Annotated in this window: 25 protein-coding genes; 12 read left to right on the top strand and 13 right to left on the bottom strand. The window is 68.7% G+C overall.

Features of this window, described 5'->3' with window-relative positions; translation table 11 throughout:
• Positions 1-42: 42 nt before the first annotated feature.
• Genes NY1_RS24915 through NY1_RS24890 form a run of 6 tightly spaced genes read right to left on the bottom strand, consistent with a single transcriptional unit; the run spans position 43 to position 5448 of the window.
• Entirely contained in the window at positions 43-1065 is a 1023-nt protein-coding gene (locus tag NY1_RS24915; RefSeq protein ID WP_067718054.1) for a DMT family transporter, read from the bottom strand.
• Between the two features lie 29 nt (positions 1066-1094).
• Entirely contained in the window at positions 1095-2345 is a 1251-nt protein-coding gene (locus NY1_RS24910; protein ID WP_067718052.1) for an ABC transporter substrate-binding protein, read from the bottom strand.
• Entirely contained in the window at positions 2335-3063 is a 729-nt protein-coding gene (locus NY1_RS24905) for a branched-chain amino acid ABC transporter permease (RefSeq protein ID WP_067718049.1), read from the bottom strand. Before NY1_RS24905 ends, NY1_RS24910 begins: the two co-directional genes overlap by 11 nt.
• Before the next feature lie 20 nt (positions 3064-3083).
• Complete coding sequence (locus NY1_RS24900) at positions 3084-3965, bottom strand: branched-chain amino acid ABC transporter permease (RefSeq protein WP_067718046.1); 882 nt, start codon at positions 3963-3965, stop codon at positions 3084-3086.
• A 2-nt stretch (positions 3966-3967) separates the two neighbouring features.
• Complete coding sequence (locus NY1_RS24895; protein ID WP_067718043.1) at positions 3968-4693, bottom strand: ABC transporter ATP-binding protein; 726 nt, start codon at positions 4691-4693, stop codon at positions 3968-3970.
• Complete coding sequence (locus NY1_RS24890) at positions 4690-5448, bottom strand: ABC transporter ATP-binding protein (RefSeq protein ID WP_067718040.1); 759 nt, start codon at positions 5446-5448, stop codon at positions 4690-4692. The genes NY1_RS24895 and NY1_RS24890 overlap by 4 nt, the downstream gene beginning before the upstream one ends.
• A gap of 129 nt (positions 5449-5577) precedes the next feature.
• On the opposite strand from NY1_RS24890, the gene NY1_RS24885 reads away from it, so the two are divergent.
• Together NY1_RS24885 and NY1_RS24880 are read left to right on the top strand one after the other, a co-directional pair.
• Positions 5578-6846: a PucR family transcriptional regulator gene (locus NY1_RS24885; RefSeq protein WP_067718037.1), complete on the top strand. Its 1269-nt coding sequence runs from the start codon at positions 5578-5580 to the stop codon at positions 6844-6846.
• Between the two features lie 37 nt (positions 6847-6883).
• Entirely contained in the window at positions 6884-7591 is a 708-nt protein-coding gene (locus tag NY1_RS24880) for a hypothetical protein (protein ID WP_157762467.1), read from the top strand.
• Here the strand turns inward: NY1_RS24880 and NY1_RS24875 are convergent.
• From NY1_RS24875 to serS, 3 genes are all read right to left on the bottom strand, one after another.
• Complete coding sequence (locus NY1_RS24875; protein WP_084535305.1) at positions 7523-8965, bottom strand: MFS transporter; 1443 nt, start codon at positions 8963-8965, stop codon at positions 7523-7525. The genes NY1_RS24880 and NY1_RS24875 overlap by 69 nt on opposite strands.
• A gap of 104 nt (positions 8966-9069) precedes the next feature.
• A complete protein-coding gene (locus NY1_RS24870; RefSeq protein WP_233035297.1) occupies positions 9070-10920 on the bottom strand; it encodes a putative bifunctional diguanylate cyclase/phosphodiesterase in 1851 nt (616 codons plus the stop codon).
• A 65-nt stretch (positions 10921-10985) separates the two neighbouring features.
• Complete coding sequence (serS, locus tag NY1_RS24865) at positions 10986-12245, bottom strand: serine--tRNA ligase (RefSeq protein ID WP_067718029.1); 1260 nt, start codon at positions 12243-12245, stop codon at positions 10986-10988.
• 243 nt (positions 12246-12488) lie between these two features.
• On the opposite strand from serS, the gene NY1_RS24860 reads away from it, so the two are divergent.
• From NY1_RS24860 to NY1_RS24835, 6 genes are all read left to right on the top strand, one after another.
• Complete coding sequence (locus tag NY1_RS24860) at positions 12489-14078, top strand: GMC family oxidoreductase (RefSeq protein WP_067718026.1); 1590 nt, start codon at positions 12489-12491, stop codon at positions 14076-14078.
• Positions 14079-14203: 125 nt separating this feature from the next.
• A complete protein-coding gene (locus NY1_RS24855) occupies positions 14204-15346 on the top strand; it encodes a septum formation family protein (protein WP_408639282.1) in 1143 nt (380 codons plus the stop codon).
• Positions 15347-15377: 31 nt separating this feature from the next.
• Positions 15378-15731 (top strand): metallopeptidase family protein, encoded by a 354-nt coding sequence (locus NY1_RS24850; RefSeq protein ID WP_067718024.1) that lies wholly within the window; start codon positions 15378-15380, stop codon positions 15729-15731.
• 52 nt (positions 15732-15783) lie between these two features.
• Positions 15784-16095: a PE domain-containing protein gene (locus tag NY1_RS24845; protein WP_067718021.1), complete on the top strand. Its 312-nt coding sequence runs from the start codon at positions 15784-15786 to the stop codon at positions 16093-16095.
• Positions 16096-16109: 14 nt separating this feature from the next.
• Positions 16110-17291: a PPE domain-containing protein gene (locus NY1_RS24840; protein WP_067718018.1), complete on the top strand. Its 1182-nt coding sequence runs from the start codon at positions 16110-16112 to the stop codon at positions 17289-17291.
• A complete protein-coding gene (locus NY1_RS24835) occupies positions 17288-18127 on the top strand; it encodes an ESX secretion-associated protein EspG (RefSeq protein ID WP_067718015.1) in 840 nt (279 codons plus the stop codon). The genes NY1_RS24840 and NY1_RS24835 overlap by 4 nt, the downstream gene beginning before the upstream one ends.
• Before the next feature lie 4 nt (positions 18128-18131).
• On the opposite strand, the gene NY1_RS24830 is transcribed toward NY1_RS24835, so the two are convergent.
• The 3 genes from NY1_RS24830 to NY1_RS24820 form a co-directional block, all read right to left on the bottom strand.
• Positions 18132-18794, bottom strand: a complete 663-nt coding sequence (locus NY1_RS24830) for a histidine phosphatase family protein (RefSeq protein ID WP_067718013.1) — start codon at positions 18792-18794, stop codon at positions 18132-18134.
• On the bottom strand, positions 18791-19708 hold the full coding sequence (gene pheA / locus NY1_RS24825) for a prephenate dehydratase (protein ID WP_067718010.1): 918 nt from the start codon (positions 19706-19708) through the stop codon (positions 18791-18793). Before pheA ends, NY1_RS24830 begins: the two co-directional genes overlap by 4 nt.
• Positions 19709-19883: 175 nt before the next feature.
• A complete protein-coding gene (locus tag NY1_RS24820) occupies positions 19884-20297 on the bottom strand; it encodes a hypothetical protein (RefSeq protein ID WP_084535304.1) in 414 nt (137 codons plus the stop codon).
• 329 nt (positions 20298-20626) lie between these two features.
• Between NY1_RS24820 and NY1_RS24815 the strand changes: the two genes are divergently transcribed.
• From NY1_RS24815 to NY1_RS24800, 4 genes are all read left to right on the top strand, one after another.
• Entirely contained in the window at positions 20627-21400 is a 774-nt protein-coding gene (locus NY1_RS24815; RefSeq protein ID WP_067718007.1) for a DUF2470 domain-containing protein, read from the top strand.
• 56 nt (positions 21401-21456) lie between these two features.
• On the top strand, positions 21457-22248 hold the full coding sequence (locus NY1_RS24810; RefSeq protein WP_067718005.1) for a CPBP family intramembrane glutamic endopeptidase: 792 nt from the start codon (positions 21457-21459) through the stop codon (positions 22246-22248).
• A gap of 189 nt (positions 22249-22437) precedes the next feature.
• Positions 22438-23898, top strand: a complete 1461-nt coding sequence (locus NY1_RS24805) for an LCP family protein (protein ID WP_233434467.1) — start codon at positions 22438-22440, stop codon at positions 23896-23898.
• A gap of 93 nt (positions 23899-23991) precedes the next feature.
• Positions 23992-24540 (top strand): ferritin, encoded by a 549-nt coding sequence (locus tag NY1_RS24800; RefSeq protein ID WP_067717998.1) that lies wholly within the window; start codon positions 23992-23994, stop codon positions 24538-24540.
• Between the two features lie 344 nt (positions 24541-24884).
• On the opposite strand, the gene NY1_RS24795 is transcribed toward NY1_RS24800, so the two are convergent.
• Positions 24885-25802 carry a DUF5926 family protein gene (locus NY1_RS24795; protein WP_067717995.1) on the bottom strand — a complete coding sequence of 306 codons (918 nt, stop codon included), beginning with the start codon at positions 25800-25802 and terminating at the stop codon, positions 24885-24887.
• Positions 25803-25805: the final 3 nt, after the last annotated feature.

The raw sequence follows: 25805 nt of genomic DNA, 5'->3' as shown, positions 1-25805 counted from the left end.
CGGCACAGGGCGTCGGCCGGAGGAATTCGTCGCCGCCGGGGGCTATTTCGCGGGTCGGACCGCCGCTACGGCTACCGCGATGAAGGTCAGTGTGCATCCGAGGACGGCGGTTACCGACAGGCCCGGGCCGGTCGGCACGATCAGGTCGAGCAGCAGCGACATGAACAGCTGACCGGCCACCGAGGTGAGGCCCAGCAGCAGTACGCCGATCCAGCGCACGGCCAGTACGGCGGCGGCAATGAAGACGACGCCGATCGAACCGCCCAGGTAGAGCCATGGTTCGGACGGGAATCGCATCGACCAGCCGGAGCGCGATCGCAACAGCGCTTCGGCCAGTAGTAGCGCCACCGTGCCCACGGCGAAATTCGTGAAGGTCGCCGAGAGCGGGCCGCCGACCGCGCCCACCCGGCCGTTCACCGCCTGCTGCCAGGCCAGACCGATACCGGCCAGGGCGGGCAGGATGATCAGGATCGCCGTGGGTGTGCCGCGCAGCAGGTCCGAAGCGGGCCCCGCCACGGCGTGACCCGCGCGGCCTGCCGCCGTCAGCGTGACCGCCGCCAGGGCCAGGATCGCGGCCACCAGTCGCCAGACCGTCACCGGGGTGCGCCCGGCCGGGCCCAAGCCCAGCCGATCCACCACCAGACTGCTCACCAACTGCCCGGAGACGGCCGCCACGGTGAAGACGGTGACGCCGAGCATGACCACCGTAAGTCCCTGGGACGCAACGAAGAACGCGCCGCACAGGCCGCCGAGCAGGTGCCACCAGTGCAGGCGCGGTTCAGCTCTGCCCGAATCGACCGAAGCCCGATCGGCGCTCAGGGCTGCGCGGACTTTACCCAGGCCGGCTCGCAGGTTCGGGCTGACGGACAGCAGCAGAAGCAGTACGGCCAGGCCGGAACCGAAGCTGATCGCCGCGGCCGCCACGCCGTCGCCCAGGCGCTCCCCCAATTCGCCGTTGACCCGGGCCTGCACCGCCACCCCCGCGCCGATCGACAGGCCCAGACCGAGCCCGGCCCAATAACGGCGGGGATCGGTCTGGGAACCGGGCAGTCTGGTCGAACCCATTGGTCGATTCTGCCCGGTTCGGTTCCGGGCTACTTGCTGGTGTCGATGATGTCGCCGGTGGACGCCCAGTGATCGCCCTCGAAACGCTGGATGCGGACGGCTTCCATCGGGAAGGCATCGCCGGGGCCGGTTTTCAGGGTGATGCCGGGGAGCAGGAGATCCACCGGGATGTCGGAGAGGGCGCGGACGGAATCGCGAAGTCCCTCGCGGGTCGGGCATTCGGCGGCGGCCATGGCCTTGTGGAAGCTTTCGGCGGCGGTCCAGCCGACCAGGGTGTACTGGTTCGTCGGGTCGGCGTCGGGGGCGTACTTGGCCAGCTTCTCGCGGTAGGCCTTCATGGCGGCGTCGTTCGCCCACTGGGGATCGGAGGGGTCCTTGGTGTAGGCGGCGCTGACCACGCCCTGCACGTTCTCGAAGCCGACCGGCTTCAGGACGGTGACCGCGTTGGCGACCATCGACACGATGTGCAGCGGGTTCCAGTCGGGGTTGCGCGAGTCGGCGGCCAGGGCCTGGGAGGCGAACTTCGGGGTGGAGAAGTTCAGCAGCACATCGGCTTTGGAGTTCGCGAGATTGCGGAGCTGGGGTTCGACGGTGGGGTCGGTGACCTCGTAGCTCTGCTTGGCGACCACCTGCACGCCGCTGCCCGCGATGGCCTGCTCGAAGTTCTCCAGCAGATCCTTGCCGAAATCGTCGTTCTGATAGAGCACGGCGACGGTGCCGGTGGGGCGCTGCTGTTTCACGTATTGCGCGAAGGCGCGGGCTTCGGCGCGGTAGCTGGGCTGCCAGCCGATGGTCCACGGATGGCCGGTGTCCGAACCCCATTTGGTCGCGCCGCCGGCCACGAAGACCTGCGGGACCTTGCGCTGGTTGAGGTAATCCCAGACGGCCGAAGAGGTTGGCGTGCCGAGGGTTTGGAAGAGGGCGAAGACCTGATCCTGTTCGACCAGGCGGCGGGCCTCCTCGACGGTCTTGGGCGGCTGGTAGCCGTCGTCGCGGACCAGGTATTCGACCTTGCGGCCGGAGATGCCGCCCTGTTCGGCGTTCAGGTAGTCGAAGTAGGCGCGGACGCCCTTGGGCAGTTCGCCGTACGCCGAGGCCGGACCCGACAGCGGGTAGACGCCGCCGAGTTTGATGCCGGTGGCGGTGATGCCGGTGGTCTGCTGACCGCCGCAGTCGCCCGAGCCGACGGTGCCGCCGGTATCGCCGCGGCCGCCGCACGCGGTGAGCCCGAGGACCACCGCCGCCGCCACGCCCACGGCGCGAATCGTCCTAGTGCGCATTGTTCTTCCCTTTCCGGAACAGGTGCGCCGACCGGCCGGGCAGCCCGGCCAATCCGGTCGGCGCGAGGTACATGACCGCGATGATGAACAGGCCGAACACCACGCCCGGCGCGGCCTGATTGACGTCCTGGGCCAGGCTCGGCACGTACATGACGAACAGGCCGCCCAGCAGCGGGCCCCACAGCGAGCCCAGGCCGCCGACCACCAGACCGGCCAGCAGCGCGGTGGCCAGGGCCAGGAAGTACAGCCACTGGTCCTCGGCCAGCCCGGACCAGGACGGCGGGGCGGGCTTGCTCAGGGTCAGGCCCATCGAGCCGCCGGTGACGGATTCGAAGCGCTTGAGCAGCGGGACCGTGAAGATGGCGATGGCCAGGGTCACCAAGGCCAGGTAGAGGCCGCGCAGCCGCAGCGCCGGGATGCCGAGGGCGAACCCGAGCACGAAGGCGACCAGGGCGGCGATCGGGAGGGTCGCGTAATGCGGTACGTCCCAGCGGTCCACGAGTACGGCGGCGGTGTACGCGCCGGCGGCGAAGAACGCGCCGTGCCCCAGCGAGATCTGACCCGCCTGTCCGACAAGCAGATTCAGGCCGAGCAGGGCGACCGCGTAGACCAGCGCCATGGCCAGCTGGAAGGTGCGGAAGGGCAGCAGTTGGAACGGGGCGTAGCAGGCCAGCGCGATCAGGACCGCGATGACGAGCGGCCGCCGGAACTCGCTCATTCTGGTGAATGTCATTGTGCTCATACGCGTTCCACCGCCGCCGTGCCGAAGAGGCCCTGCGGGCGCAGCAGCAGCACGCCCAGAATGATCGCCAGCGGCACCCCGATCTTGAGCTCGGTGCCGATGGCGTCGACGTACGCGCCGGCGAGGGTTTCGGCCACGCCGACGATCAGGCCGCCGGCGACCGCGCCGCCGGGACTGTCGAAGCCGCCCAGGGTGGCCGCCGCGAAGGCGTAGATCAGGACACCGCCCATCATGTTGGGTTCGAGGAAGAGCACCGGCGCGGAGAGCACGCCGGAGACCGCGCCGACCAGAGCGGCCAGGCCCCAGCCGAGCGCGAGCACCAGGCCGACCCGGATACCGACCAGTCGCGCCGATTGCGGATTCGCGGCCACGGCGCGCATGGCCAGGCCGACCGAGGTGTGCCGGAACAGCAGGTAGAGCGCGGCCATGACCAGGCCGACCACCACGATCACGCCCAGGCTGCGATAGCTCACCGTCACACCGGCGGTATGGAACGCACTGTCCGGGAAGGGGTTCGGGAACGCCTTCACCTGATACGACCAGATCCAGCCGGCCGCGGCATTGACGAAGAAGAACAGGCCGACGGTGACGATCACCAGGGTCAGTTCGGGCGCGCCCTCGACCGGGCGGATGATCACCCGTTCGATCAGCATGCCGCCCAGGAACGACACCGTCAGGGTCGCGAGCAGCGCCGCCCAGAACGGGAATCCGGCGGCGATGAACTGCCAGGCCAGGAAGGCCGCGAACATGGCCAGCTCGCCCTGCGCGAAATTCACTATGCCGGTGAAGCGGTAGATGAGCACCAGGGCCAGTGCGAGACCGCCGTAGATGGCGCCCGAGCTGACGCCTTCGATGAGCTGTTGCAGGAATTCGGTCATGGTCAGCCCCGGTATCCCAGATAGGAACGGGCGACCTGATCGTCCCGTTTGATCTCCTCCGCCGGACCCGACAGCACGATCCGGCCGGTCTCCAGCACATGCGCGTGGCCGGCGATGTCCAGCGCCAGCTGCGCGTTCTGTTCCACCACGAGCACGGTGAGCTGTTCCTCCCTGCTGACGGCGCGCACGATGCCGAACAGCTCCTGGGTCACCAAGGGCGACAAGCCCAATGACGGTTCGTCGAGCAGCAGCAGGCGCGGGCGCAGCATGAGCGCGCGGGCGATGGCCAGCATCTGCTGCTGACCGCCGGACAGCCCGGCGGCGGGTTCGTGCAGTTTCTCGCCGAGCACCGGGAAGAAATCGAGCATGCTCTCCAGATCGGCGGCGACGCCGCGGCGATCGCGGCGGGCGTACGCGCCCAGGCGCAGGTTCTCCTCGACGGTGAGCGGGCCGAAGGTGCCGCGACCCTCCGGGACGTGCGCGACGCCCAGGCGCGCAATGGCTTCCGGAGCGCGGCCGGCGATGTCGGCGTCACCCAACCGGACGCCGCCACGCACCCGCACCATGCCGCACAGGGCGCGCAGCAGGGTGGTCTTGCCCGCGCCATTGGGGCCGAGAATGGCGCACACCTCGCCGCGCGCGACCGAGAAGTCCAGGCCGTGCAGGACTTTCGCGCCGCCGTAGCCGGCGTGCAGGTCCCGCACCACGAGGAACGGTTCGGCCGTCATGCGGCCGCGCCCAGGTAGGCGGCGATCACGCGCGGATCGCGCTGCACCGCTTCGGGTTCGCCGTCGGCGATGACGCGGCCGAAGTCCAGGCAGATCACGCGATCGCAGGTGCCCATCACGAAGCCCATGTGATGTTCGACCACGAGCACCGTCAGATCCAGCTCGGCGCGGACCCGGCGCAGCCGCTCGGCGAATTCGCCGACCTCGCCGTGGCTGAGACCGTTGACCGGTTCGTCGAGCAGCAGCAGGCGGGGGCGCACGGCCAGCGCGCGGGCCAGTTCGACGCGTTTGAGGGTGCCGAAGGGCAGGCCGGTGGCCGGATGATCGGCGACGTCGGCGAGTTCCAGAAGTTCCAGCAGCGCATCGATTTCCGTGCGCAGGCGGCGTTCCTCGCCGCGCACCGCGGGCAGGCGCAAGGCCGATCCGAGGAAGCCCGCACGGGCCCGATGATGCGCGCCGACCAGGACGTTCTCGCGCACCGTCAGGCGCGGGAAGAGCGCCAGGTTCTGGAAGGTGCGGGCGATGCCGCGCGCCGCCAGGCCGTAGGGCGGGACGTCCAGCAGGGACGCGCCGTCGTAGACCAGTGCGCCCGAGGTCGGGGTGTAGCGGCGAGTGAGGCAATTGAACAGCGTCGTCTTGCCCGCGCCGTTCGGGCCGATCAGCCCGACCACACCGCCGGCCGCGACGGCGAACCCGACATCGTCCAGAGCGGTGATACCACCGAACCGGACCGTCAGATGGGATATCTCCAGCATGGGGGAAGCGTAAGAACGCAGGTCAGGGTGCACATCGGACGCGGAGGACCAACTTCGGCGGGCCGGTTTGTCCCCGGCGGACAGTCGCCGCGTTGACACATACCGCCAGTCATGGATTAATCCCGGGCTATGTCAGGTGGATCACAGTCACCGGTATCGGCAACGGTGCTGGCCGAGCGCGCCCGGATCGTCAGCAGGGTCTTCGACCACGCCGGCGAGATGGCGGACACCGGCATGCACGCGATCATGGCGCAGATCCCCGCGTACGCCGCGCGCGACGAAGCGCTGCGCGCCGACGTGCACGATCAGCTGACCCGGCTGTGCCGGACCGGGCTGGGGGCGCTGCTGGACAAGCGGCGGGTGACCGTCGCGGACGTCGCCTACACCCGGCGCGCCGCAGCCCGGCGCGCCCAGGCGGGGCTCACGTTGGTGGACTACATCAATGCCTTCCGGCTCGGGCAGCAGGCGCTGTGGAAGACGCTCATGGTCCACGCCGGGGACACCGAGGCGGGGCGCGAGGCGGCGCTGTCCATGGTCACGCCGCTCACCCGGTACTGCGATCTGATCAGCACGCAGGCCGCCAACGCGTATCTCGAATTCCAGCAGTATCTTTCGGCCGAGGCCAGCCGGGAGCATCTGGAGTTGATGGACAGCCTGCTCGCCGGGGAACTGCCGGGGCGCGGGCCATTGCTGGCCATGGCGCACGCGCACGGCATCGGAATGGAAGCCGATACTCCGGTCGTGGTGGTGGCCGGATCGATTCTGGATTCCGCCGGCGCCCTCGAAACCGACACCTGGCATACAGTCGCGGCGGCCCTGTCCCGCAGCGGAATACACGGGCACCGGCCGCTCACCGTGGTGCGCGGCGCGGAAGTCGTCGCCATTGCCGCGCTCGGGCGGTTCGGGACCGCGGAAGAATTCTGCGAAAGGCTCCGGCATACGCGGGAAAGTCTCGCCGCCCAGAGTATTTCGACGGCGCTCGGGGTGAGCACGGTGGCGACCGACGCGGGACAGCTGCCCAAGGCGTACCAGCAGGCGCGCGCTGCTCTCGAGCTACTGCCCGATACCGGCGGGGTCATGGCATTGCCGCAGCTCACGCCGTTTCGCTACCTGGTGCTGCGGGCCGACGACACCGCCCGGGCACTGGTGGACGCGCGGATCAGCACGGCGCTGGCCGACGATCGGGCGCGCGGCGGCGCGCTCGCGGAAACCATCCGGGCCTTCGCGGCCGCCGATATGAATCTGCGGGCCGCGGCGGAACAGCTTCGGGTGCACCACAACACGGCCAAATACCGGTTGCGGCGCATTCAGGAATTGACCGGGCGCAATGTGCGGGCCGTCGGAGACCTGGTGGAACTGCTGGTCGCCATCGAATTGCAGGAGACGCGGCGGGGCTAGCGCGAATGAAACGCATTGCCTCAGTACGGTTATGCCCGTGAGCGAAACGAGAACTTACGCACTCCACGGGGTCGCGACCTGGGACGCGCTCGATAACGCCTGGAATTCGTGGGGGCGCAAGGACCGCCGGGTCATCGCGCAGCAGAACAGCCCGGGTTTCATCGACGGACCGGAATGGCCCGCATTGCGCCAGGCGCATCTGATCGTGCGGCGCGAGGATGCGGTGATGGTGGCCAGCAGCGGGCTCTCCGATCCGGCTGAATGGGATAATTCACCTAATACCAACGGTTTCGAGCTCGAGGTCTACGCCATCTCCCCCGATGTGCCGGTCGACGCCACCACCGCCGAAGTGGCGGCGTCGTGGCTCGGGCAGACGGTCATGACGGTGTCGAACGTGGTGGCGCGGTATGGGTTTCAGGTGATTCAGATGCTCGAGCACTACGGGCTCATCACCATTCCGGTCGACAATGCCGTATTGCCGCGCGAGGCCGCCGATATCTATCTGGATGCGGACGGGCAGATGGTGGTCATGCTCGGGGTCACCGACCGGTCGGTCCCGACATTTGTCGAAGGACCGCTTTCCCGGATCCGGCTGGTCAATATCAAGGTTCTGACCGCCGCCGAGGGACAGTTCTGCGTCGACTCCGAACTGGGTGAGATCGAAGCGCAGCAGGAGTTAGCGCGGCGCTTCGCCGCCCAGGGCGATCCGCTCTGGTCCAGCCTGCACCGGCCCTCCGTCGCCTGAACCCCGCTCCCCCGCCGTCTCCTCGTGCTCCGGACGCGGCGGCAACCAGGCGGGGATCAGCAGGGCGATGAGCAGCAACGGGATACCGAGCACGGCCACCACGACCGGGATCGACAACCACGTGGACGCGACGCCCACGAACGCGAACACGATCAAGGCGATCACCTCGGTGACCACACCGGACACCGAGGTGACGGTGGCGCGCGCCGGGCCAGCGATGGCGTCCTGCAGGCGCGCCGCGGCGATCACCTCCGCGTTGTAGTCGATGCCGTAGGCGATGCCGATCGCCGAAAAGCCGGTCAGCGTCAGCACATACGTGAACTCCGGGGACGTGGTCGCGGCGCCGGCCACCAGCGCGCCGGTGATGAACAGCGCACCGGCCACCGCGACGGCGAGGGACACGGTGCGGGTACGCAATCCTTCGGTCCGGCCCGCCAGGGCGGCGCCGGCCAATGCGCCCGCAACCGTCAGACCGACCAGTAGTGCGGTGATCGATGGTGCGACGCCGGTGGAATCGGCCAGCAGCGCGAAATATTCGTCGTAAGCGGTAATACCGTTCAGCAGCGCGGCCAAGATGACGCCGCGGCGCACCATGCGAACCCGGAAGGCTTCGCGGACCCCGGTGCGCAACATGGTGAGGTACCGCGAACCGGCACTCCGCGGATCCGCCGTATTCGTGAAATCCCGCTCGGATTCCCCGATGCCGGAATCGAACTCGACGTCGGGGTCACTCGGCACGACATCCGCGCCCGGGCCGGCCGGCGCGGACTCGGCGCCTTCCAGTTCTTCTTCCAGGTCCTCGATATCGCCGGCGGACACCGCCTTCGGCGCGCTCGGCAGCGCGATCGCTGACAGCGTGTGCACAACCGCGATCAGCACGCTCACCCAGCCGACCAATGCGTAACCGCCCCAGGCATAGAGCGGTGCGGCGGCGAGAATGCCGACCAGCGCGGCGAATTCGCTCGCGGCGCGAATGTAGCCCGCGATACGGGGATATTCCGCCGTCGCGTGGCGCGCCGCGAGATCGTCGTAGAGCAAGGCTTCGAAGGTGCCGGAACGCAATGCGCCGGAGGTTCCCCACAGCACGAAGCCGGCGGCGAAACCCAGGTAGGACGGCAGCACGGTCCAGACCGCGAAGCCTGCCGCGAGCAGTACGCCGGACAGGATGAGCAGGCCGCGACGGGAGACGGTGTCGGCCCAGGCTCCGGACGGGATCTCGAGGATGAACGCGGTCGCCGACCAGATGGCCAGCAGCGAGGAGATCTGGGCGGTGCTCAGGCCGTGTTCGGCGAAGAGCAGCGCGTACAGCGCGTAGAGCGGGATGAGGTCGGCGGTGAGGGCGAACAGCACCGCGCTGACCGTGAGTGCGCGCACCGAATGCGCGCCACCGTTTTCAGGACGGCGGGCGGCGGTGCGAAGGGCGGTGAGGAATCAACAGCCGTAGACGAGCAAACGCATGCGGTCAGCGTCGCGCGCGCTCACTCGTCCGTCAAGGGGTTATCGATCGGGATCCAGCCGTTGGTGTTCGGCTCGTGGTCGGCCAGCGCCGCGCCGACCAGGCCGTGCCGGTCGTTGAGGTCGTTGATCAGCTCGGACACCGGGTGCGAATCGCTGTAGTGGTAGCCCTGGGCGAGCGCGAAACCGAGTTCGGTGAGCACCGCCGCCTGGTGTTCGGTCTCCACGCCCTCGGCGATGACCTGCAGGTCCAGGGACTTGCTCAGGGCGGCGATGACGCCCAGCAGCGGCGGGGCGGGGGAATCGGAGCGGATGGCGGCCACGAAGGACTGATCCACCTTGAGGATGTCCGACGGCAGCGTGGCCAGACGGCTCAGCGACGAGTAGCCGGTGCCGAAATCGTCGATGGCGATCCGGACGCCGCGCTCACGCAGCTTGTGCAGGTTGGCGATGGCGGTATCGGATTCGGCGGCCAGTTCGGACTCGGTCACCTCCAGCACCAACTGGTCGGCGGGCCAGCCGGTTTCGGTGAGGATGCCGGAAACCCGGTCCGCGTAATCGGTTTCGGCGAGCTCGAGACCGGACACATTGACGTTCAGGGTCAGGTCCAGCTGCGCGAAGGTCTCCTGCAGCCGGGCCGCGTCGGCGCAGGCGCGGCGCAGCACCAGCTCGTCCAGATCGGAGATGAGGTCGTATTCCTCGGCGACCCGGATCAGGCCCTCGGTGGTCACCTCCGGCTGCGCCTGCGAGGACCAGCGCAGCAGCGCCTCCACGCCGACCGCGCGGGTGGCGCCGTCGGTGAGCGAGACGATGGGCTGGTACTGCACGTCGAGGGTGCCGCGATCGATGGCCTCGCGCAGCTCGACCGCCAGCGGCAGCTGCCGCGAGGACTCCAGCACGGTGCGATTGCGGCCCGCCTGCTTGGCGCGGTACAGGCCGACATCGGCGCGCGAGACCAGCAGCGAACCGGATTCGCCCGGCTGCCAGGACGTCACGCCCGCCGAACAGCCGGTGGTGACGGCGGCCCGCAATTGCTCGGTGAGCAGGATCGCGGCCTGCTCGGTGGTGTTGGGCAGCAGCACCGCGAAAGCGTCACCGCCGTAGCGGGCCAGGCGCTGATCCGGGGAGAGCAGTCCGGCCCAGGTGTCGGCCACCCGCTGCAGCACCGCGTCGCCGGCGCGGTGGCCGAGGTGATCGTTGATCTTCTGGAAGCGATCGAGGTCGACCAGCACCAGCGCCATGCCCTGCCCGGTGCGGGTGGCATGGGCGATGGCATTGCTCAGCACCCGGTCGAAACCGCGCCGATTCAGCAATCCGGTGAGCACATCGATATCCGCATTCGACGCCATACGCGTCAAAATGCCGACCACAATGCCGATTCCGACGGTGATGCCCGCCGGAATCAGACCCGACCACCACGGCAGTCCGCGCGAAGGCACCACCCACAGGCAGCACACGATCGCGAATGCCAGATGGGCGCCGAGCCAACGCCAGGAGAAGAAAATGGCGGCATCACAGGCGACGAACACATAGAACGCCGCCAAACTGATGGCGCCCACGGTATTCGGAAACCAATGCACCGCAATGGTCACCAGCACGGTGGCGGTTCCCACATACAGGTGATGCGCCCAATGCGGCAGGCGTGGACCCCAGATGAGCAGACTGAGACCCAACAGCAGCGCCACGAACGCAGCCGAACCCACCAGCGGTCGATTGCCCTCATCACCTGGCGCGACAGCGGTGAGGATCAGCCCCAGCGCACCGCCCATGACGTAGAACGCCCCGGTGGTCCGAGCCATGACCATTGCCGTCGCCAGCGCCGATGCCGCCCGCACCCGCGTCCGGGTATCGCCGCGAGACCCGATTCCTCGCACGCTGCCTAGCCTAAACGGTCTGCTGATTTTTGCCTCCGCTTCGCTGCGGCCGGTGTCACCGGAACTCAGCGCGGTTCGAGAACTTCCGTACCCACGAAAGGCACCAGGGCGGCAGGGACTTTGACCGAACCGTCGGCCTGCTGGTGGTTTTCGAGAATGGAAACGATCCACCGCGTGGTAGCCAGGGTGCCGTTCAAAGTCGCGGCGGTCTGCGGTTTGTTGTTCTCGTCGCGGTAGCGCACATTCAGGCGGCGGCCCTGGAAAGTGGTGCAATTCGAGGTCGAGGTGAGCTCGCGGTAGGTCCGCTGGGTGGGGACCCAGCCCTCGCAGTCGAACTTGCGGGCGGCCGAGCTGCCCAGGTCGCCCGCGGCCACGTCGATGACGCGGTAGGGCACCTCGACGGCGGCCAGCATTTCCTTCTCCCAGGCCAGCAGGCGCTGGTGTTCGGCGGTGGCGTCCTCCGGCTTGGTGTAGACGAACATCTCCACCTTGTCGAACTGGTGCACGCGGATGATGCCGCGGGTGTCCTTGCCGTAGCTGCCCGCTTCCCGGCGGAAGCACGACGACCAGCCGGCGTAGCGCTTGGCGCCGCCGCTCAGGTCCAGGATCTCGTTCGAGTGGTAGCCGGCCAGGGGCACCTCCGAGGTGCCGACCAGGTACAGGTCGTCCTCTTCCAGGTGGTAGACCTCGGCGGCGTGCTGGCCCAGGAAGCCGGTGCCGGCCATGATCTCCGGGCGCACCAGCACCGGCGGGATCATCATGGTGAAACCGTTGGCGACCGCCTTCTGCGCGGCCAGCTGCAGCAGGCCGAGCTGCAGCAGGGCACCGTAGCCGGTGAGGAAGTAGAAGCGCGCGCCCGAGACCTTCGCGCCGCGTTCCATGTCGATGACGCCCAGCGATTCACCCAGTTCCAGGTGGTCCTTGGGCTCGAAATCGAATTCGCGCGGGGCGCCGACCGTTTCGAGCACGATGTAGTCGTCCTCGCCGCCGGCGGGCGCGCCCTCCTGCACCACGTTCGAGATGGCGCGCTGGGCGGTGTCCATGACGGCGTCGGCGGCGTTCTCCGCGGCCTCGGCTTCCTTGACCTTCGCCGACAGCTCCTGGCCGGTGGCCAGCAGGGCGGGGCGCTCCTCGGCGGACGCCTTGCCGACCTTCTTGCCGAGCGCCTTCTGCTCGGCGCGCAGACCGTCGGCCGTGGCGACCGCCGCGCGGCGGGCCACATCCGCCTCGAGCAGGGAGTCCACCAGGGCCGGGTCCTCGCCACGAGCGCGCTGCGAGGCGCGGACCACGTCTGGATTCTCCCGCAGGAATCGAAGGTCGATCATAGGTAAACAGCCTAATGGGCCGGGTCCACCGCATTTCCCATAGGTCGAACCTCGCGCACGACACGCCGGTCACGGACCGTGCGGGGCACCGCCGGTCACACCCATCCCATTTTCTCTCCGGATCCCGTCATTCCGAGGCGCGCGGACGCGAACACCGCCATAGTCTGTGGTCATGGGGACCGACGCGGGCGCTAGGACGACGGCCGCTGTCCCCGTTCAGCACCTCTCCGAGGAGTCATCATCATGCCGCAATACACCCCGAGCACAACGGATTTCGTCGTCGTCGGTGCCGGATCGGCGGGAGCCGCCGTCGCCGCACGGCTGAGCGATCGACCGGGCGTCAGTGTCGTCGTCCTGGAGGCGGGCGGTGAGGACAGCGACAAGATGGCGCATATCCCCGCCGCGTTCCACACCCTGTTCCAAGGGCCCAACGACTGGAACTACCGGACCGAGCCGCAGCCGGAACTGAGTGGGCGGCAAGTCTATTGGCCGCGCGGGAAGATGCTCGGCGGCTCGTCGTCCATGAACGCCATGATGTGGGTGCGCGGGTTCGCCGCCGACTACGACGAATGGGGTCGCTACGCCGGGCCCGAATGGTCGTTCGAGCAGGTGCTGCCGTATTTCCGGCGGATGGAGAGCGTCGAGCGGGCCAGCGGGCCGAGCGAGGGCACCGACGGGCCGCTGCACATCTCGGCGCAGCGCAGCCCGCGGCCCATCACCCACGAATACCTGCAGGCGGCCAGCCAGGCCGGTTATCCGCTGGAGCGCGCCAATCTCGATGAGCCGCAAGGGTTCACGCAGACCATGGTGAACCAGAAACGGGGGGCGCGCTGGAGTACGGCGGACGCCTACCTGCGACCGGCGCTGCAGCAGCACCGCGATCTCACCGTGGTCACCGACGCGCACGTGACGCGGGTGCTCTTCGAGGGCAAGCGGGCGGTCGGGGTGGAATTCCGGATCGGCGACGAGATCAAGACCATCAAGGCCAAGCGCGAGGTGGTGCTCTCCGGCGGGGCGATCAATACCCCGCAGCTGCTCATGCTGTCCGGCATCGGCGACGGGGACAAGCTGCGCGAACTGGGAATCGAGGTGCTGCAACATCTTCCGGAGGTCGGGCAGAACCTGCGCGATCACCTGGCGGCGCCGATCGTGTACCGCACCCGGGGCGGCAGCCTGTTCGGGGCCGACAAGAATCTGCTGGAACTCGGCAACTATCTGCTGCGGCGGCGCGGACAGCTCACCTCCAATGTCGGCGAGGCGTACGGATTCGTGCGCAGCCGTGAGGATCTGGACCTGCCGGATCTGGAGCTCATCTTCGGGCCCGCGCCCTATATCGGCGAGGGGCTGGGCGATCCGGACGGGCACGCGCTGACCTTCGCGGCGGTGCTGCTCAAGCCCAAGTCGATCGGCACCATCGCGCTGAACTCGCCGGATCCGTTCGAGGCGCCCCGGATCAATCCGTATTACTGCAGTGAGGCCGAGGATCGCGCGGCGCTGCTGGCGGGACTGCGGATCTGCGTGAACCTGGCCTCGCAGCCGGCGCTGAAGGAGCACATCGGCGAGCTCATGCAACCGGCGGTGCCGTCCAGCACGCCGATGGACGAGGTGCTGCGGCGCTGTCTGGAAGACCATTCGCACACGCTGTACCACCCGGTCGGAACCTGCCGGATGGCCACCGACGACAGCGGCGTGGTGGATCCGCAGCTGCGGGTGCGCGGGATCGAAGGACTGCGCATCGCCGACACCTCGGTCATGCCGGTGATCACCCGCGGGCACACCCACGCGCCGGCGGTGCTCATCGGCGAGAAGGCCGCGGATCTGATTCTGAACTGAGCTTTTCGGACGGCTCGACTCGTGAACCGTCACGTCGGATCGAAGTGCGCATCGATTCGGCGTGGCGTGCGCGAGGATCCGTAGCTCGTGGCGGCGGTGGCTCCTCGCTGCAATGATGGAGCGCGATGTCCGACGAACAGATGCCTCCGTCGCCCGAGTGGCCGTCCGACCGTCCCAAGTCCCGGGGCGGTAAATCCGGCGGTCTGCTCGGCCCGCTGCATGCCCTGCGCGCCAAGCTCGACACCAACAGCGCGCTGTCGGCCCCCACCATGCGCTGGGGTCTGCTCGCCGTCGCCGGCGGCGCGGTGCTCGCGGCCCTGCTCACCCTGGTCTTCACCGGATTCGACTCGAATCGCATCGAGGCGCACACGCCGGGCGCGGCCCAGCCCACCGGCGCGGTCGCGGGCGCGGCCTTCGGCACCGCCTCCCAGGGCGACTGCCTGAGCTGGAGCAAGCCGAACGCCAGCGACCTGGTGAAGGTGGACTGCTCCAACAAGCATCTGTTCGAGGTCACCGAGGACGTCGACCTGAGCAAGTACCCGGGCGTCGAATTCGGGCCCGGCTCCCGCTTTCCCGACTCGCTGCGCTTCACCGAACTGCGCGACGAGCACTGCGTCAGCGCCGCCCAGTCCTATCTCGGCGGCAAGCTGGACCCGCGCGGCAAGTTCGTGGTCGGCCTGATCAATCCGGGCGAGGCGGGCTGGAAGGCGGGCGAGCGCACGCTGCGCTGCGGCCTGCAGGTGGCCGGCAGCTCCGGCACCGCCACCCATCCGATCAGCGGCAGCGTGCGAGAGTCCAATCAGTCCAAGGTCTTCGACGCCGGCACCTGCGTGGGCATCAGCCGCAATCTGCCGACCGATCCGATCGACTGCGCCAAGTCGCACGCCTTCGAGATCGTCTCCACCGTGGATCTGGGCACCCGCTTCACCGGCGGCCCGCCGTCCAAGGACGAGCAGGACAAGTTCATGGAGGAGGCCTGCGCCAAGGACTCCACCGACTACCTCGGCTCCGCGGACGCGCTGCGCAACAAGACCCTCACCCTGTTCTGGGATTTCCTCGACACCCGCAGCTGGCTGGCCGGCAGCCGCAGCCTGAACTGCATGATCGGCAAGGGCGCGGACCAGGAGGGCTTCGCGGCCATCACCGGTTCGGCGCGCGGCGAGATCCTGATCGACGGCCAGGCCCCGGTGCCGCCGCCGAACAACGGCCGCTCCACGCCGTCGCCACTACCCGGCGCCGCCCCGCCCGTCATCCCGCAGCCGCGATGATCGACGGTTCGCCGGGGCGGAACGGATAGGCATGCCGGTCTTCATGTCCGACGACCGCTTCGAGGAGCTGGTCGGGGAATCGCTGGATCTGATTCCGCCGGAGCTGGCGCGGGCCATCGACAATGTGGTGGTGCTCATCGAGCCGCGCAGCGACGAGGACCCGCACCTGCTCGGGCTCTATCACGGGATAGCGCTCACCGACCGGGACTACAGCCACTATGCCGGGGCCTTGCCGGACACCATCACCATCTATCGCGAAGCCATCCTGGAGATGTGTCACAGCGAAGAAGAGGTGGTGGAGGAGGTGGCAATCACAGTGATTCACGAGATAGCGCACTATTTCGGGATTGACGACGACCGCCTTCATCAGCTGGGATGGGGCTGAAAGTCACGGCAGCTGAGAATTAGCTGGCGGGGGAATCGAAGGGAGTCCGCGCATGGTCGGCCACGTGCACGTACAGGCCGAGGTCGTCCTCGCCGCCGCTCTGGAGCTCGATCTGCTCGCCGAACGGCTGGCCGCCGCCGCTTCCTTCGCCGGACCCGCCACCCACGTGCTGCCCTCGGGCACCGAAGAGGTGTCGTTCCTGGCCGCCGGGCATTTCAATCAGGCCGCGCTGAGCCATGATCGGGCCGTCGCGCAGGGCATTCTCGAACTCCATCACGCCGCCGCCACGCTGCGCGGTCAGCTCGCGCAGTACATCGCGCAGGACGCCGTGCGCGCGGTCGGCATCGCCGCCGTCCAGGTCTAGAGGGGGAAACTCGCATGACGCTGGGAATCACCGGGGTGTTCTGGCTGCCCCGCATGGCCGAACTGAATTCCGTCTCGCTGAACGCGGGCGCGCACGCGATTCCGATCGCGGCCGCGGGCAGTTCGTGGGGCGTGCTGACCGCCGCCTGGGTGGACGCCACCGCGACCGTGGCCCGGGTCATGGCCGAACTGGGGGTCGGGCTGCAGGGCATCAACGGGCTCAATGTGCTCGGCCGGCTCACCGGGTTCAACCTGTGGGCCGAACAGCAGGGCGTGATGGCCGCGGTGATGGCGGGCAAGGCCGCGTTCAATGCCACCGCGTACACCGTGGCGTCCATCGCCATGCCGAGCCTGCCGGAGATCGCGCTGGTCGAGGCGGCGCGGGTGGCCGCGCACTCCACCGGCGGCGCGCTCAACGGGACCGCCGAAGCGGCCGAGGCGGCCAAGCTGGCCTTGGACATCCGGGCCGCGCTGGTCATGGAGACCTACGAGGCGGCGACCACGTTCATGGTCACCACGCCTGGCGAGTTCCTGATGCCGCCGCCCATCGCCATGGGCGCGGGGTCGGCGAACGGCGGGGACGCGTTCGGCACCGGGGGCGGGGATCCGATTCAGATGGCCGTGACGGCGGCGACCGCGCTGGCCAACAATCCGGCCGTGATGAGTGCGCTCTCGCAGGTCGGGCAGGTGGCGGGGACCGTGGTCACCACGGGTGCGTCCAGTGTCGGGCAAGTGGCGAGCAGTGCGGTCACGGCCATCACCAATGCGGTGACACAGACTTCCGCGGGCGGCGCGGCGCAGCTGCCGATGATGGCGGGCGCGAGCGTCGCCGCCGGTGGCGCGGCGTCGGTGAGCACGCGCGCGGCCTCCTTCGGTAGCGGCGGGGTGAGCATCGGAAACGGCGGCGGCACATTGAAACTGCCCGAGGGCTGGGGTGCGGGAGCTTCGATCGGCGGCGGTGCGCCGGCTGCCGCGCCGGTCACGGCCGTGGCGGAACCGGTCGCGGTGGCGGCGAACAACGGTGTGGCGCCGGTGCGGCCCGCGAGTTCGGGCAGTCCGCTGCTGGGTGCGCAGGCCGCCGACGACGAGGACGAAACGCACAGCGGCAATGGTTATGGGCGGTCGGTGGAGCACTTCGCCGACGGCCGGGCCATCGCGCCCGCGGTGATCGGCGGCGATCCGATGGATCAGCGGTGACGGTGCTCGGTGCGGGCCGCGGCCCGTCCCAGCTGCGGGCGGTCCTGCTGTCGCTCGACGAAATGCAGTATCTCCAGGAGGCTTTGGCGATCGACGAGCTGCCCGTGGTGTTGAATGCCATGGGGCGCTACGACAATGCGGCCGAGCACGACGCGGCCATGGTGGCGGCCGCCGCCGCGCTCACCGAACGCGGGCTGCTCGACGGTGCCGAGGTGCATCCGGAATTGGCCGAGCGGCTGCGGGTGCTGTACCGGCCGCATTGGGTGGTAGCGCTGCGCTGGTACGTGGACGGGCAGGTCAATCGGGGTTGTCTCGCCAAGGGGGACGATTTCGAGGTGATCGTGTTGCGCGGCACCGAGTCCTACATGCTCGACGAAGCCGGGCACGATCTGCCGGGCACGCTGCTGGCCGCGATCGGTCCGGCGGATCCGCTGGAGATCAGCGGCATGAACGCGCCCACGGCGGAGCTCGCGCCCATTTTCGATGCCGCCGGGGATGTCACCACCACCGCGAATCATCTTGCCCGGGTGGGCAATCCGGCGCGGGACGCGCAGACCTTGGCCGCCGCGCTGGTGCAGGTGCACGCGCACGCCGAGATCGTGGGCGTGGTCTATGCGGACGGTGCGCGCGAGGTCACCGACAATCACGTGGCCGTGTTCGATACCCGGCACGGGCGCTTGCTGGCCACCGCCAGCCGCGCCGACGACGGGGCCAAATGGACCTCGCTGGCGAGCGGCACACCGGGGCGGCTGCGCACGGCATTGCAGGACCTGATCACCTCGCTGCCGCTGCGCACCGAATTCCCTGGCGCACAAGAACCGTCAGCCCAGCGCTGACCGATCAGCCCATCGGGTCGTCGCCGGTCGGCGCGATGTCATCACCGAACGGCGGCAGGTAGCGACCCCAGCGGGTGCATTCCCAGCCACCGCCCGCGACCGGTAGCAGTTCGATCGTCTCGGTATTGTCGAGATGGTTGTTGGCGGCGAAACTGCGTGGCACGCCGGTCAATTCGCGCGAGACCAGCCGCATGGCGGCGCCGTGGCTGACCAGGATGACATCCGGGGCGTCCGGATCGGTCAGGTAGTCGGCGCGGATCCGTTCCAGCGCGGGCACATAGCGATCCAGCACGTCCCGCCCGGATTCCCCGCCCGGCACCCGCAGGCTCAGATCGTCGAAATGCCAAGCGTGATAGATGTCCTGGAACGTCTCGTGCGCGTCGCGGGTGTTCAGCCCCTCCAGGTCGCCGAGCTGTACTTCCTGCAATCCTTCGAGCGCCACCAGCGGCACGCCCGTCGCCGCTTCGATATAGCTACCGGTTTGCCGGGCTCGCAATGCCTCCGAGGAGAACAACCGCTGCGGTGGATCCACCAGGTTCGCCCCGAACGTCTTCGCCTGCGCCGCACCGCGTTCGGTCAGCGGCAGCCCCGGCAGCCGGGTGTCCAGGATCTTGGCCACATTGCCTTCGGTCTCACCGTGCCGCACCAGTATCAATTTGCCGGTCACAGATCAGCCACCCCCTTCTTGAGGTCGGTCAGCCAGACCGCCGCCGGTTCGTCGGGCGGCGGCGGGGTTCCGGTGGCCGAGGTCGCCGGCCAGGAACCCAGGAAGCGAATCCGGGCGGCGGTGCGGTGCAGGGCTTTCAGCGCCTCGGCGACCGCGGCATCGTCGATATGCCCGACACAGTCCAGATAGAAGCGATAGGTGCCCATCCCGGTGCGGGTGGGCCGCGATTCGATACGCGTGAGATCGATACCGCGGGTGGCGAATTCGGCGAACGCCCGCATCAGCGAGCCCGGCTCGTTGGCCAGCTCCAGCACGATGGAGGTGCGATCCGCCCCGGTCCGTGGCGGCGCCGGTTGCGGCGGGGTCACCAGCACGAACCGGGTCACCGCTTGATCATGGTCGGCCACACCCGAAGCCAGCACCGCCAGCCCGCGCCGCTCCCCCGCCAGCAAAGTCGACACCGCCGCATCCGCGTGCCCGGCGACCACATCGTCCGCCGCGGCCGCATTCGAAGCGGACGTATACATCTCGGCCTGCGGCATCCGGTGCGCCAGCCACATCCGCACCTGCGCGGCCGCCACCGGATAGGCCGCGACCCGTTTCACGTCGTCGAGCCCGATCCCCGCCCGCCCCACGATCGTGAACGCCACATCCAGCTCGGCCTCAGCGATGATCTGCAACCGCGGCCCCACCGCCAGCGCATCCAGGGTCGGCGCGATGGACCCCTCGACGGAACTCTCGATGGGCACTACCGCCCCTTCGACCTCCCCGGCCCGCACCAGCTCGATGGCCGCCCCCTGACTCGGCGCCGGCACACGCTCGACCGGCCCGCCGAACAATCCGGCGGACTCGAGTTTCGCGAGAGCCATCTCGGTAAAAGTTCCGGAGGGCCCGAAGTAGGCGATACGAGGCACGACAACGAGATTACTGTTCCGCCTCCCCGCGTACTTGGCGGACGGCTGAGAGCCGTAGGACTTCCCTGTCCGTGCCTGCGTCGAGTGCCGAACAAATTCTGGGCGTACCCCGGGAGTTACCCCGAATCTCACGAAATCAGTTGTCACCTTCGGCGAGCACGACCATGCGCGAGCGTCAAGCGAGGGCGGTGAGGGCGGCCGCCACGTCCGGATTGTCGGATTCGATGGCGAGCAGGACGGTGCGGAACGCCTCCACTGCGGGTGGCTTCAAGCCCTTCAGAAAGGCCAGATCCGGGGCGGCGAGCGCGGCGCGGATGTCTTCGCCGCAGAGGGCGGCCACCGTGGCGGCGACGATGGCGAGCGCGCGTTCGCCGGAATCGGTACGGGCGACGAAACCGGTGTCGGCGTGAGCGATTCGGACCAGGAACTCGGAGACGGCCTCGTCATCGGCGGTCAGGTCGAGTACTTCGGCGGCGGGCGCCGCACCGGTGGGGCGAACCAGATCCTCGGTGAGACCGCGCGCGGGGGCGGGCGGCATGGACAGCGAGAGCGCGACCGGCTCGGGCGCGGGAGGCAGATCGTGCGGCACCCGTCCACCGTAGCGAGCGCCTGCGCGGGCCTGAAGCGGGTGGGCGGCCGTTGCCCGGACGGAGTCGGCCGAACGTCCGACCCGTCGCGGCTGTTCGCATTCTGGTGGTGCCGAGCCATCCATGGCTTTGGCATCGCACCTCGCGAACCCCCAGCCGCAGGTGGCCACATACCCGGCAACGTGGGTGACGCGCCTTGGGATCGAACGCGCGAAGAGGCTGGTCGCGCGCACGGATCGGCCGCGCCCGCGGGGATTCGAGCGGTTGCGGGGTTGCGTGGGCGACTTGCGTCACTTAGCTTAGGTTTACCTAATTCACGATGGAGGTGTGTATGCCACCCGCGGCTGCCCCGGTTGCCTCACCCACTACCGCCGAGCGCGTGCACAGCGCGTGCAGTAATGCCGAGAGTTCGGTGCTGGCGCTGCCGGGGCTGGATCCGGTGCCGACCTCGGTGCATCGGCTGCGGTTGTGCGGCGACATGGTGATCGCGGTGCCGGCGGAGTCGACGGCGGCGATGCTGGTGGATCGGTGCGGGACGACCGGATCGCCGGCGGTGCTGGAGCTGACCGACAATGCGCCGCTGCCTTTGCGGGAGCCGGTGCGGGCGCTGGTGTGGTTGCGCGGATGGGTGCACGCGGTGCCCTCGCATGCGCAGCGGGCGCTGGCCACGGCGGTCGCGGAAGATCATCCGCATCCTAATCTGCTGGATGTGGGGCATACGTCGGTGCTGTTGCGGCTGGTCATCGACTCGGCGGTGGTGGCGGACACGGCGGGCGCGGATTCGGTGTCGCGGGAACAGCTTCGGGCCGCTCGGCCGGATCCGTTCTGCGGGATGGAGGCCGCCTGGCTGCAGCATCTGCATGCCGATCATGCCGATGTGATCGACCGCTTGGCCCGGCATCTGCCCGCCGACATCCGCCGGGGCGCGCTGGTGCATCCGCTGGCCATCGACCGGTACGGGGTCACGCTGCGGGTCGAGGCGATCGACCGCGATCACGACATCCGGCTGCCCTTCCACGCGCCGGCCGACGATGTGGAATCGCTGAGCCGCGCGGTACAGACCTTGGCGGGCAATCCCTTCCAGCGCGGCTTGCATCGCATCTGAATCCGGCTCGGCACGCCCGGACCGCCGAACCAGACGACTGCCCATAGATTGGCGGCATGGTTTCGGCTGATTCCGCGTCCGCGTGGCCCGCACCCGCGTCCTCCGAGGGCGAGCGGCGGGCGATCCGGATCGAGATCGCTATCGTCCTGGTCGTCACGTTCGGGCTGAGCGGGGCCAGTGCGGCGCTGTCGTTGATCGAGAGCGCGCTCTCGCCCGGTGGGGTGGGCGGGCAGACGGTCGCGCTGAATCCGTCGCGGGCCGCGCAATCCTTCCTGGACCTGCTGTTTCAGCTGTTGAGTGTGGGGCGGCTGCTGGGCTGGGCGGCGCTGGGGCTGTATCTGTTGTGGCGCAGCGGGATCGGACCGCGGGCGATCGGATTGGCGCGGCTGCGGTGGCGTTCGGACGTGCTGCCGGGCCTGGCGCTGGCGGCGGTGATCGGCATTCCGGGCCTCGGGCTGTATCTGATCGCGCACGCGCTGGGCGTGAGCGTCACCATCGTCCCGGGCTCACTGGAACATTGGTGGCGCCTGCCGATGCTGGTGCTCAACGCCTGGGCCAACTCGGCGGCCGAAGAAGTGCTGGTGGTGGCGTATCTGATCACCCGGTTGCGGGCGCTGGGCTGGTCGGAGCACAAATCGCTGCTGGCATCGGCGCTGCTGCGGGGCAGCTATCACCTGTATCAGGGCATCGGGGGCGGGCTCGGAAACCTGGTGATGGGGTTGGTGTTCGGGCGGTATTGGCAGCGGACCGACCGGTTGTGGCCGTTGCTGCTGGCGCACGCGCTCATCGACACCATCGCCTATCTCGGCTACGCCGCACTGCGCGGGCACGTGTCCTGGCTGCCGTAATCCCGGTCACGTCCACCGAAGTCCGATCACCGTAATGCGATTGGAATGAACCGCTCGAGCGCTTCCATCAGTAGGCTTTCCTTGATGAACGGCGACGACCCCCAGCAGTTTGCACGGATGCGCCGGGAGCCGCCGCCGAGACGTCCGGGCGAGCCTCCCGTGCCGCCGCGGCAACCACGAGCAAATCCCGTGCAACCCCAGCGCGGCAATCCCGGCGGCGCGGCGCGCGCGAACGGGAATCCACCGCCCGGCGCGCAGCCCGGCCGGCCGCAGCGCCCGAATGCCGCTCCGCCGCAACGCTCCAACGCCGTGCCCCCACAGCGCGGCAATGCGGCTCCCCCACCGCGCGGCAACGCGGCCCCAACGCAGCGCGGTAACCCGGCGCCGCCGCAGCGGGGTAACCCGGCCTCGCCGCAGCGCGGCAACGCGTCGCCGCAGCAGCGCGGCGGCGCCCCACAGCGATCCAATGCCGCTGCGCCGCAACGACAGCAGCGCCCGCCCGAGCGGACCCGGAAGATGTGGTCGGACGAGCAGAGTCCGCCGACAACATACGGGGAAGCCCGCGAGGCCGCGCCGGTCACGCACGCGCCGACCCAGCGCCCGGTCCCCTATCGCGAATCCACTCCCCCGCCGCCGCCCTCCCGGCCGGCCAAGCGCGGCGGCCGCGGCGAAGCGCCGCGACCGAAACGGCCCAAGCGCAAACGGCACTGGTTCCGCTGGATCCTGGTGTTGCTGCTGCTGATCCTGCTCATGCCGATCGGCGCGGCCATCTACGTGGACACCCACCTGACCCGGATCGACGCGCTCACCAGCTACTCCGGCCGGCCCGGCGACACGCCCGGGACGAACTGGCTACTGGTGGGTTCGGACAGCCGCGCCGGGCTCTCGACCGAGCAGGAACAGGAGCTGTCCACCGGCGGCGAGGTCGGGTCCGAACGGACCGACACCATCATCCTGGTGCACGTGCCGGAATCCGGTAAGCCGACGCTGGTCAGCCTGCCGCGCGACTCCTACGTGAGCATTCCGGGGCACGGAAAGGACAAGCTCAACGCCTCTTTCGCGTTCGGCGGCCCGCAATTGCTGGTGCAGACCGTGGAGGGTGCGACGGGGCTGCGCATCGACCATTACGCGCAGATCGGGTTCGGCGGCTTCGCCGGCATCGTGGACGCGGTGGGCGGTATCGACATGTGCCTGGACGAGGCCATCGACGATCCGCTGGCCGGCATCGACCTGAAGGCGGGCTGCCAGACGCTGAGCGGCAAGAACGCGCTCGGCTTCGTGCGCAGCCGCGCCACGCCGACCGCCGACCTGCAGCGCATGCTGAATCAGCGCAAGTTCCTGAGCGCACTACTGAAGAAGGCGTCCAGTCCGTCCACCCTGCTGAACCCCTTCCGGGCCTGGCCGCTCGTCACCGATACGACGGCCGCGCTCAAGGTCGACAATGGCGCGCACGTGTGGAATCTGGCCTCCCTCGGCCGGGCGTTGAGCGGGGATCCGGTGGCCACCACGGTCCCGGTCGGCGGCTTCACCGACGTCGACGGCAGCGGCAATGTGCTGCTGTGGGACAAGACCAAGGCGAGCAAGTTCTTCGAGGCGCTGGCGGCCGATCAGCAGATCCCGTCGGACCTGATCACCACGGTCCCGAATTAGCTGAAATTAGGCAATACTTGCCTCAATAAGGCTGGGCTCAATAAGGCTGCACTTGGATGACACGCGTTGTGACCAGGGCTAATGTCTTCTCCCATGGCCATCCGTACTCAAACCAAGCGCAGCAAGTTCCACGGTTTGCTGCAGGATCAGATCCGCAACGAATTCAATGCCGAACACCAGTACGTCGCGATCGCGACCTGGTTCGATCACGCGGATCTGCCGGTGCTCGCGAAGTACTTCTACAAGCAGGCCGTCGAAGAGCGCAATCACGCGATGATGATCGCGCAGTACCTGCTGGATCAGGATTTCGGCGTGGAAGTGCCGGCCGTCGATGCCGCGAAATCGCAATTCGAGAATGCCAAGGAGCCGATCGCCCTGGCCCTGGCCCAGGAGGAGACGGTCACCGAACAGATCGTCGCCCTCGCCCGCACCGCCCGGGAAGAAGGCGATTATCAGGGCGAGCAGTTCATGCAGTGGTTCCTGAAGGAGCAGGTCGAGGAAGTCGCCACCATGCGCACCCTCCTCACCGTCGCCGAGCGGGCCAGCGCGAACCTGTTCGATCTGGAGAATTACGTCTCGCGGGAAATGAGTTCCCCGAAGGACGCTTCCGGTTCGCCTTCCGCCGCCGGCGGTTCGCTGTAGTAAATACGAAATGGGCCCGATCCCTTGCGCTGGATCGGGCCCATTCGCATGTTATGAGCGAATTCCGCTCACTTGGCGGAGATGCTGGCGGACAGGGTGGAGACCAGGCCCTTGAGCATGGTGAGAATGGCTTCCATGATTTTCTCCTCATCTAACTCGGTGAGTCTTTCCCTCACCTCCCCCGACCTTCTGGGGTGAACCGAACTTAACCCCATCCCCGGACCGAAATGAGCATTTTTCAAAAAATTGACCGGGAAAAAATTTCGGGCCGTCCGGGGATGGTTGGAGACCACCCGCGAACGGCCCGGTAAGACCAGCTCAACGCCCCTTTCGAGGGCGGCGGATCAGCGCAGCGTGACCTGACGCGAACGCAGGCCGTCGCGCGAACGACGCTCGTCCGAGGACAGCGGGGCATCCGACTTCAGGGCAGCGGCCAGCTTGGCGCCGAACTCGCGCGCCGGGGCCTCCCATTCGGTGGCGTGCCGCTCCGGATCCAGGTCGAACACCGGGACCAGCAGGCCGTGGGTGCGGAACGAGCCCGCGAAGCGCGAACCCTCGCCCAGGTGCAGGTCACCGGCCGCGTGCAGGCGGGCCAGGGCCAGCATCAGCTGATCCTCGTCCTCCGGGCGCACCCAGCGCAGATGCGCCTTCTCGCCGGCGTCCACCCACCAGGCCGCGCCGATGGCGTCCGCGCCCAGCTCCAGGCGCGCCGACGGCATGATGGCCTGATTGGCCTGCTCGATGGTGGCGGCGACCTGCGGGTCCGGGGTGACGCCCGCGGGCACCCACCAGTTGAAGTCCTGGTGCACGGTCAGGTCCAGGGCGGCGCCGGGATCCAGCACCTCCGAAAGGCTCGGGGCGCCATCCACATTCGCGGCGTCCAGCGATTCGCCCGGCTCGGCGGCCTGGGTCCACAGAATGGCGCTCGCCAGATCGGCGGCCGGATTCGCGGACTGGTGCTGCACCTGGGTGCCGACGAAACCGATCGCCTCGTCCCCGGCCCGCACCAGCGCGGCCACCGCGCCCGGCAGCACCGTGGCCAGCGTGACCGCGCGTTCGGCGCCGACGCTCGGCGACAGCTTCAGCGTCGCGGTGGCGGACGGCACGAATTCGCGGAGCGCGACCAGATCGCATTCCGCGGCCAAGCCCTCGAACGGGCGGGTGACCGCCTGCGCGGCCTGCTCCTGCGCGGCCTTGCGCGCGGCCAGCTTCTGCGCCCGATTACTGTCCGGCTTCGGACTGTTGCGCTTGCTCTTACCCATGAG

This window comes from Nocardia yamanashiensis NBRC 100130 (assembly GCF_001613325.1).
GTDB classification, from domain to species: domain Bacteria; phylum Actinomycetota; class Actinomycetes; order Mycobacteriales; family Mycobacteriaceae; genus Nocardia; species Nocardia yamanashiensis.
The sequence above is the reverse complement of the archived record's forward strand: the minus strand, read 5'-3'. Positions and strand labels throughout refer to the sequence as shown.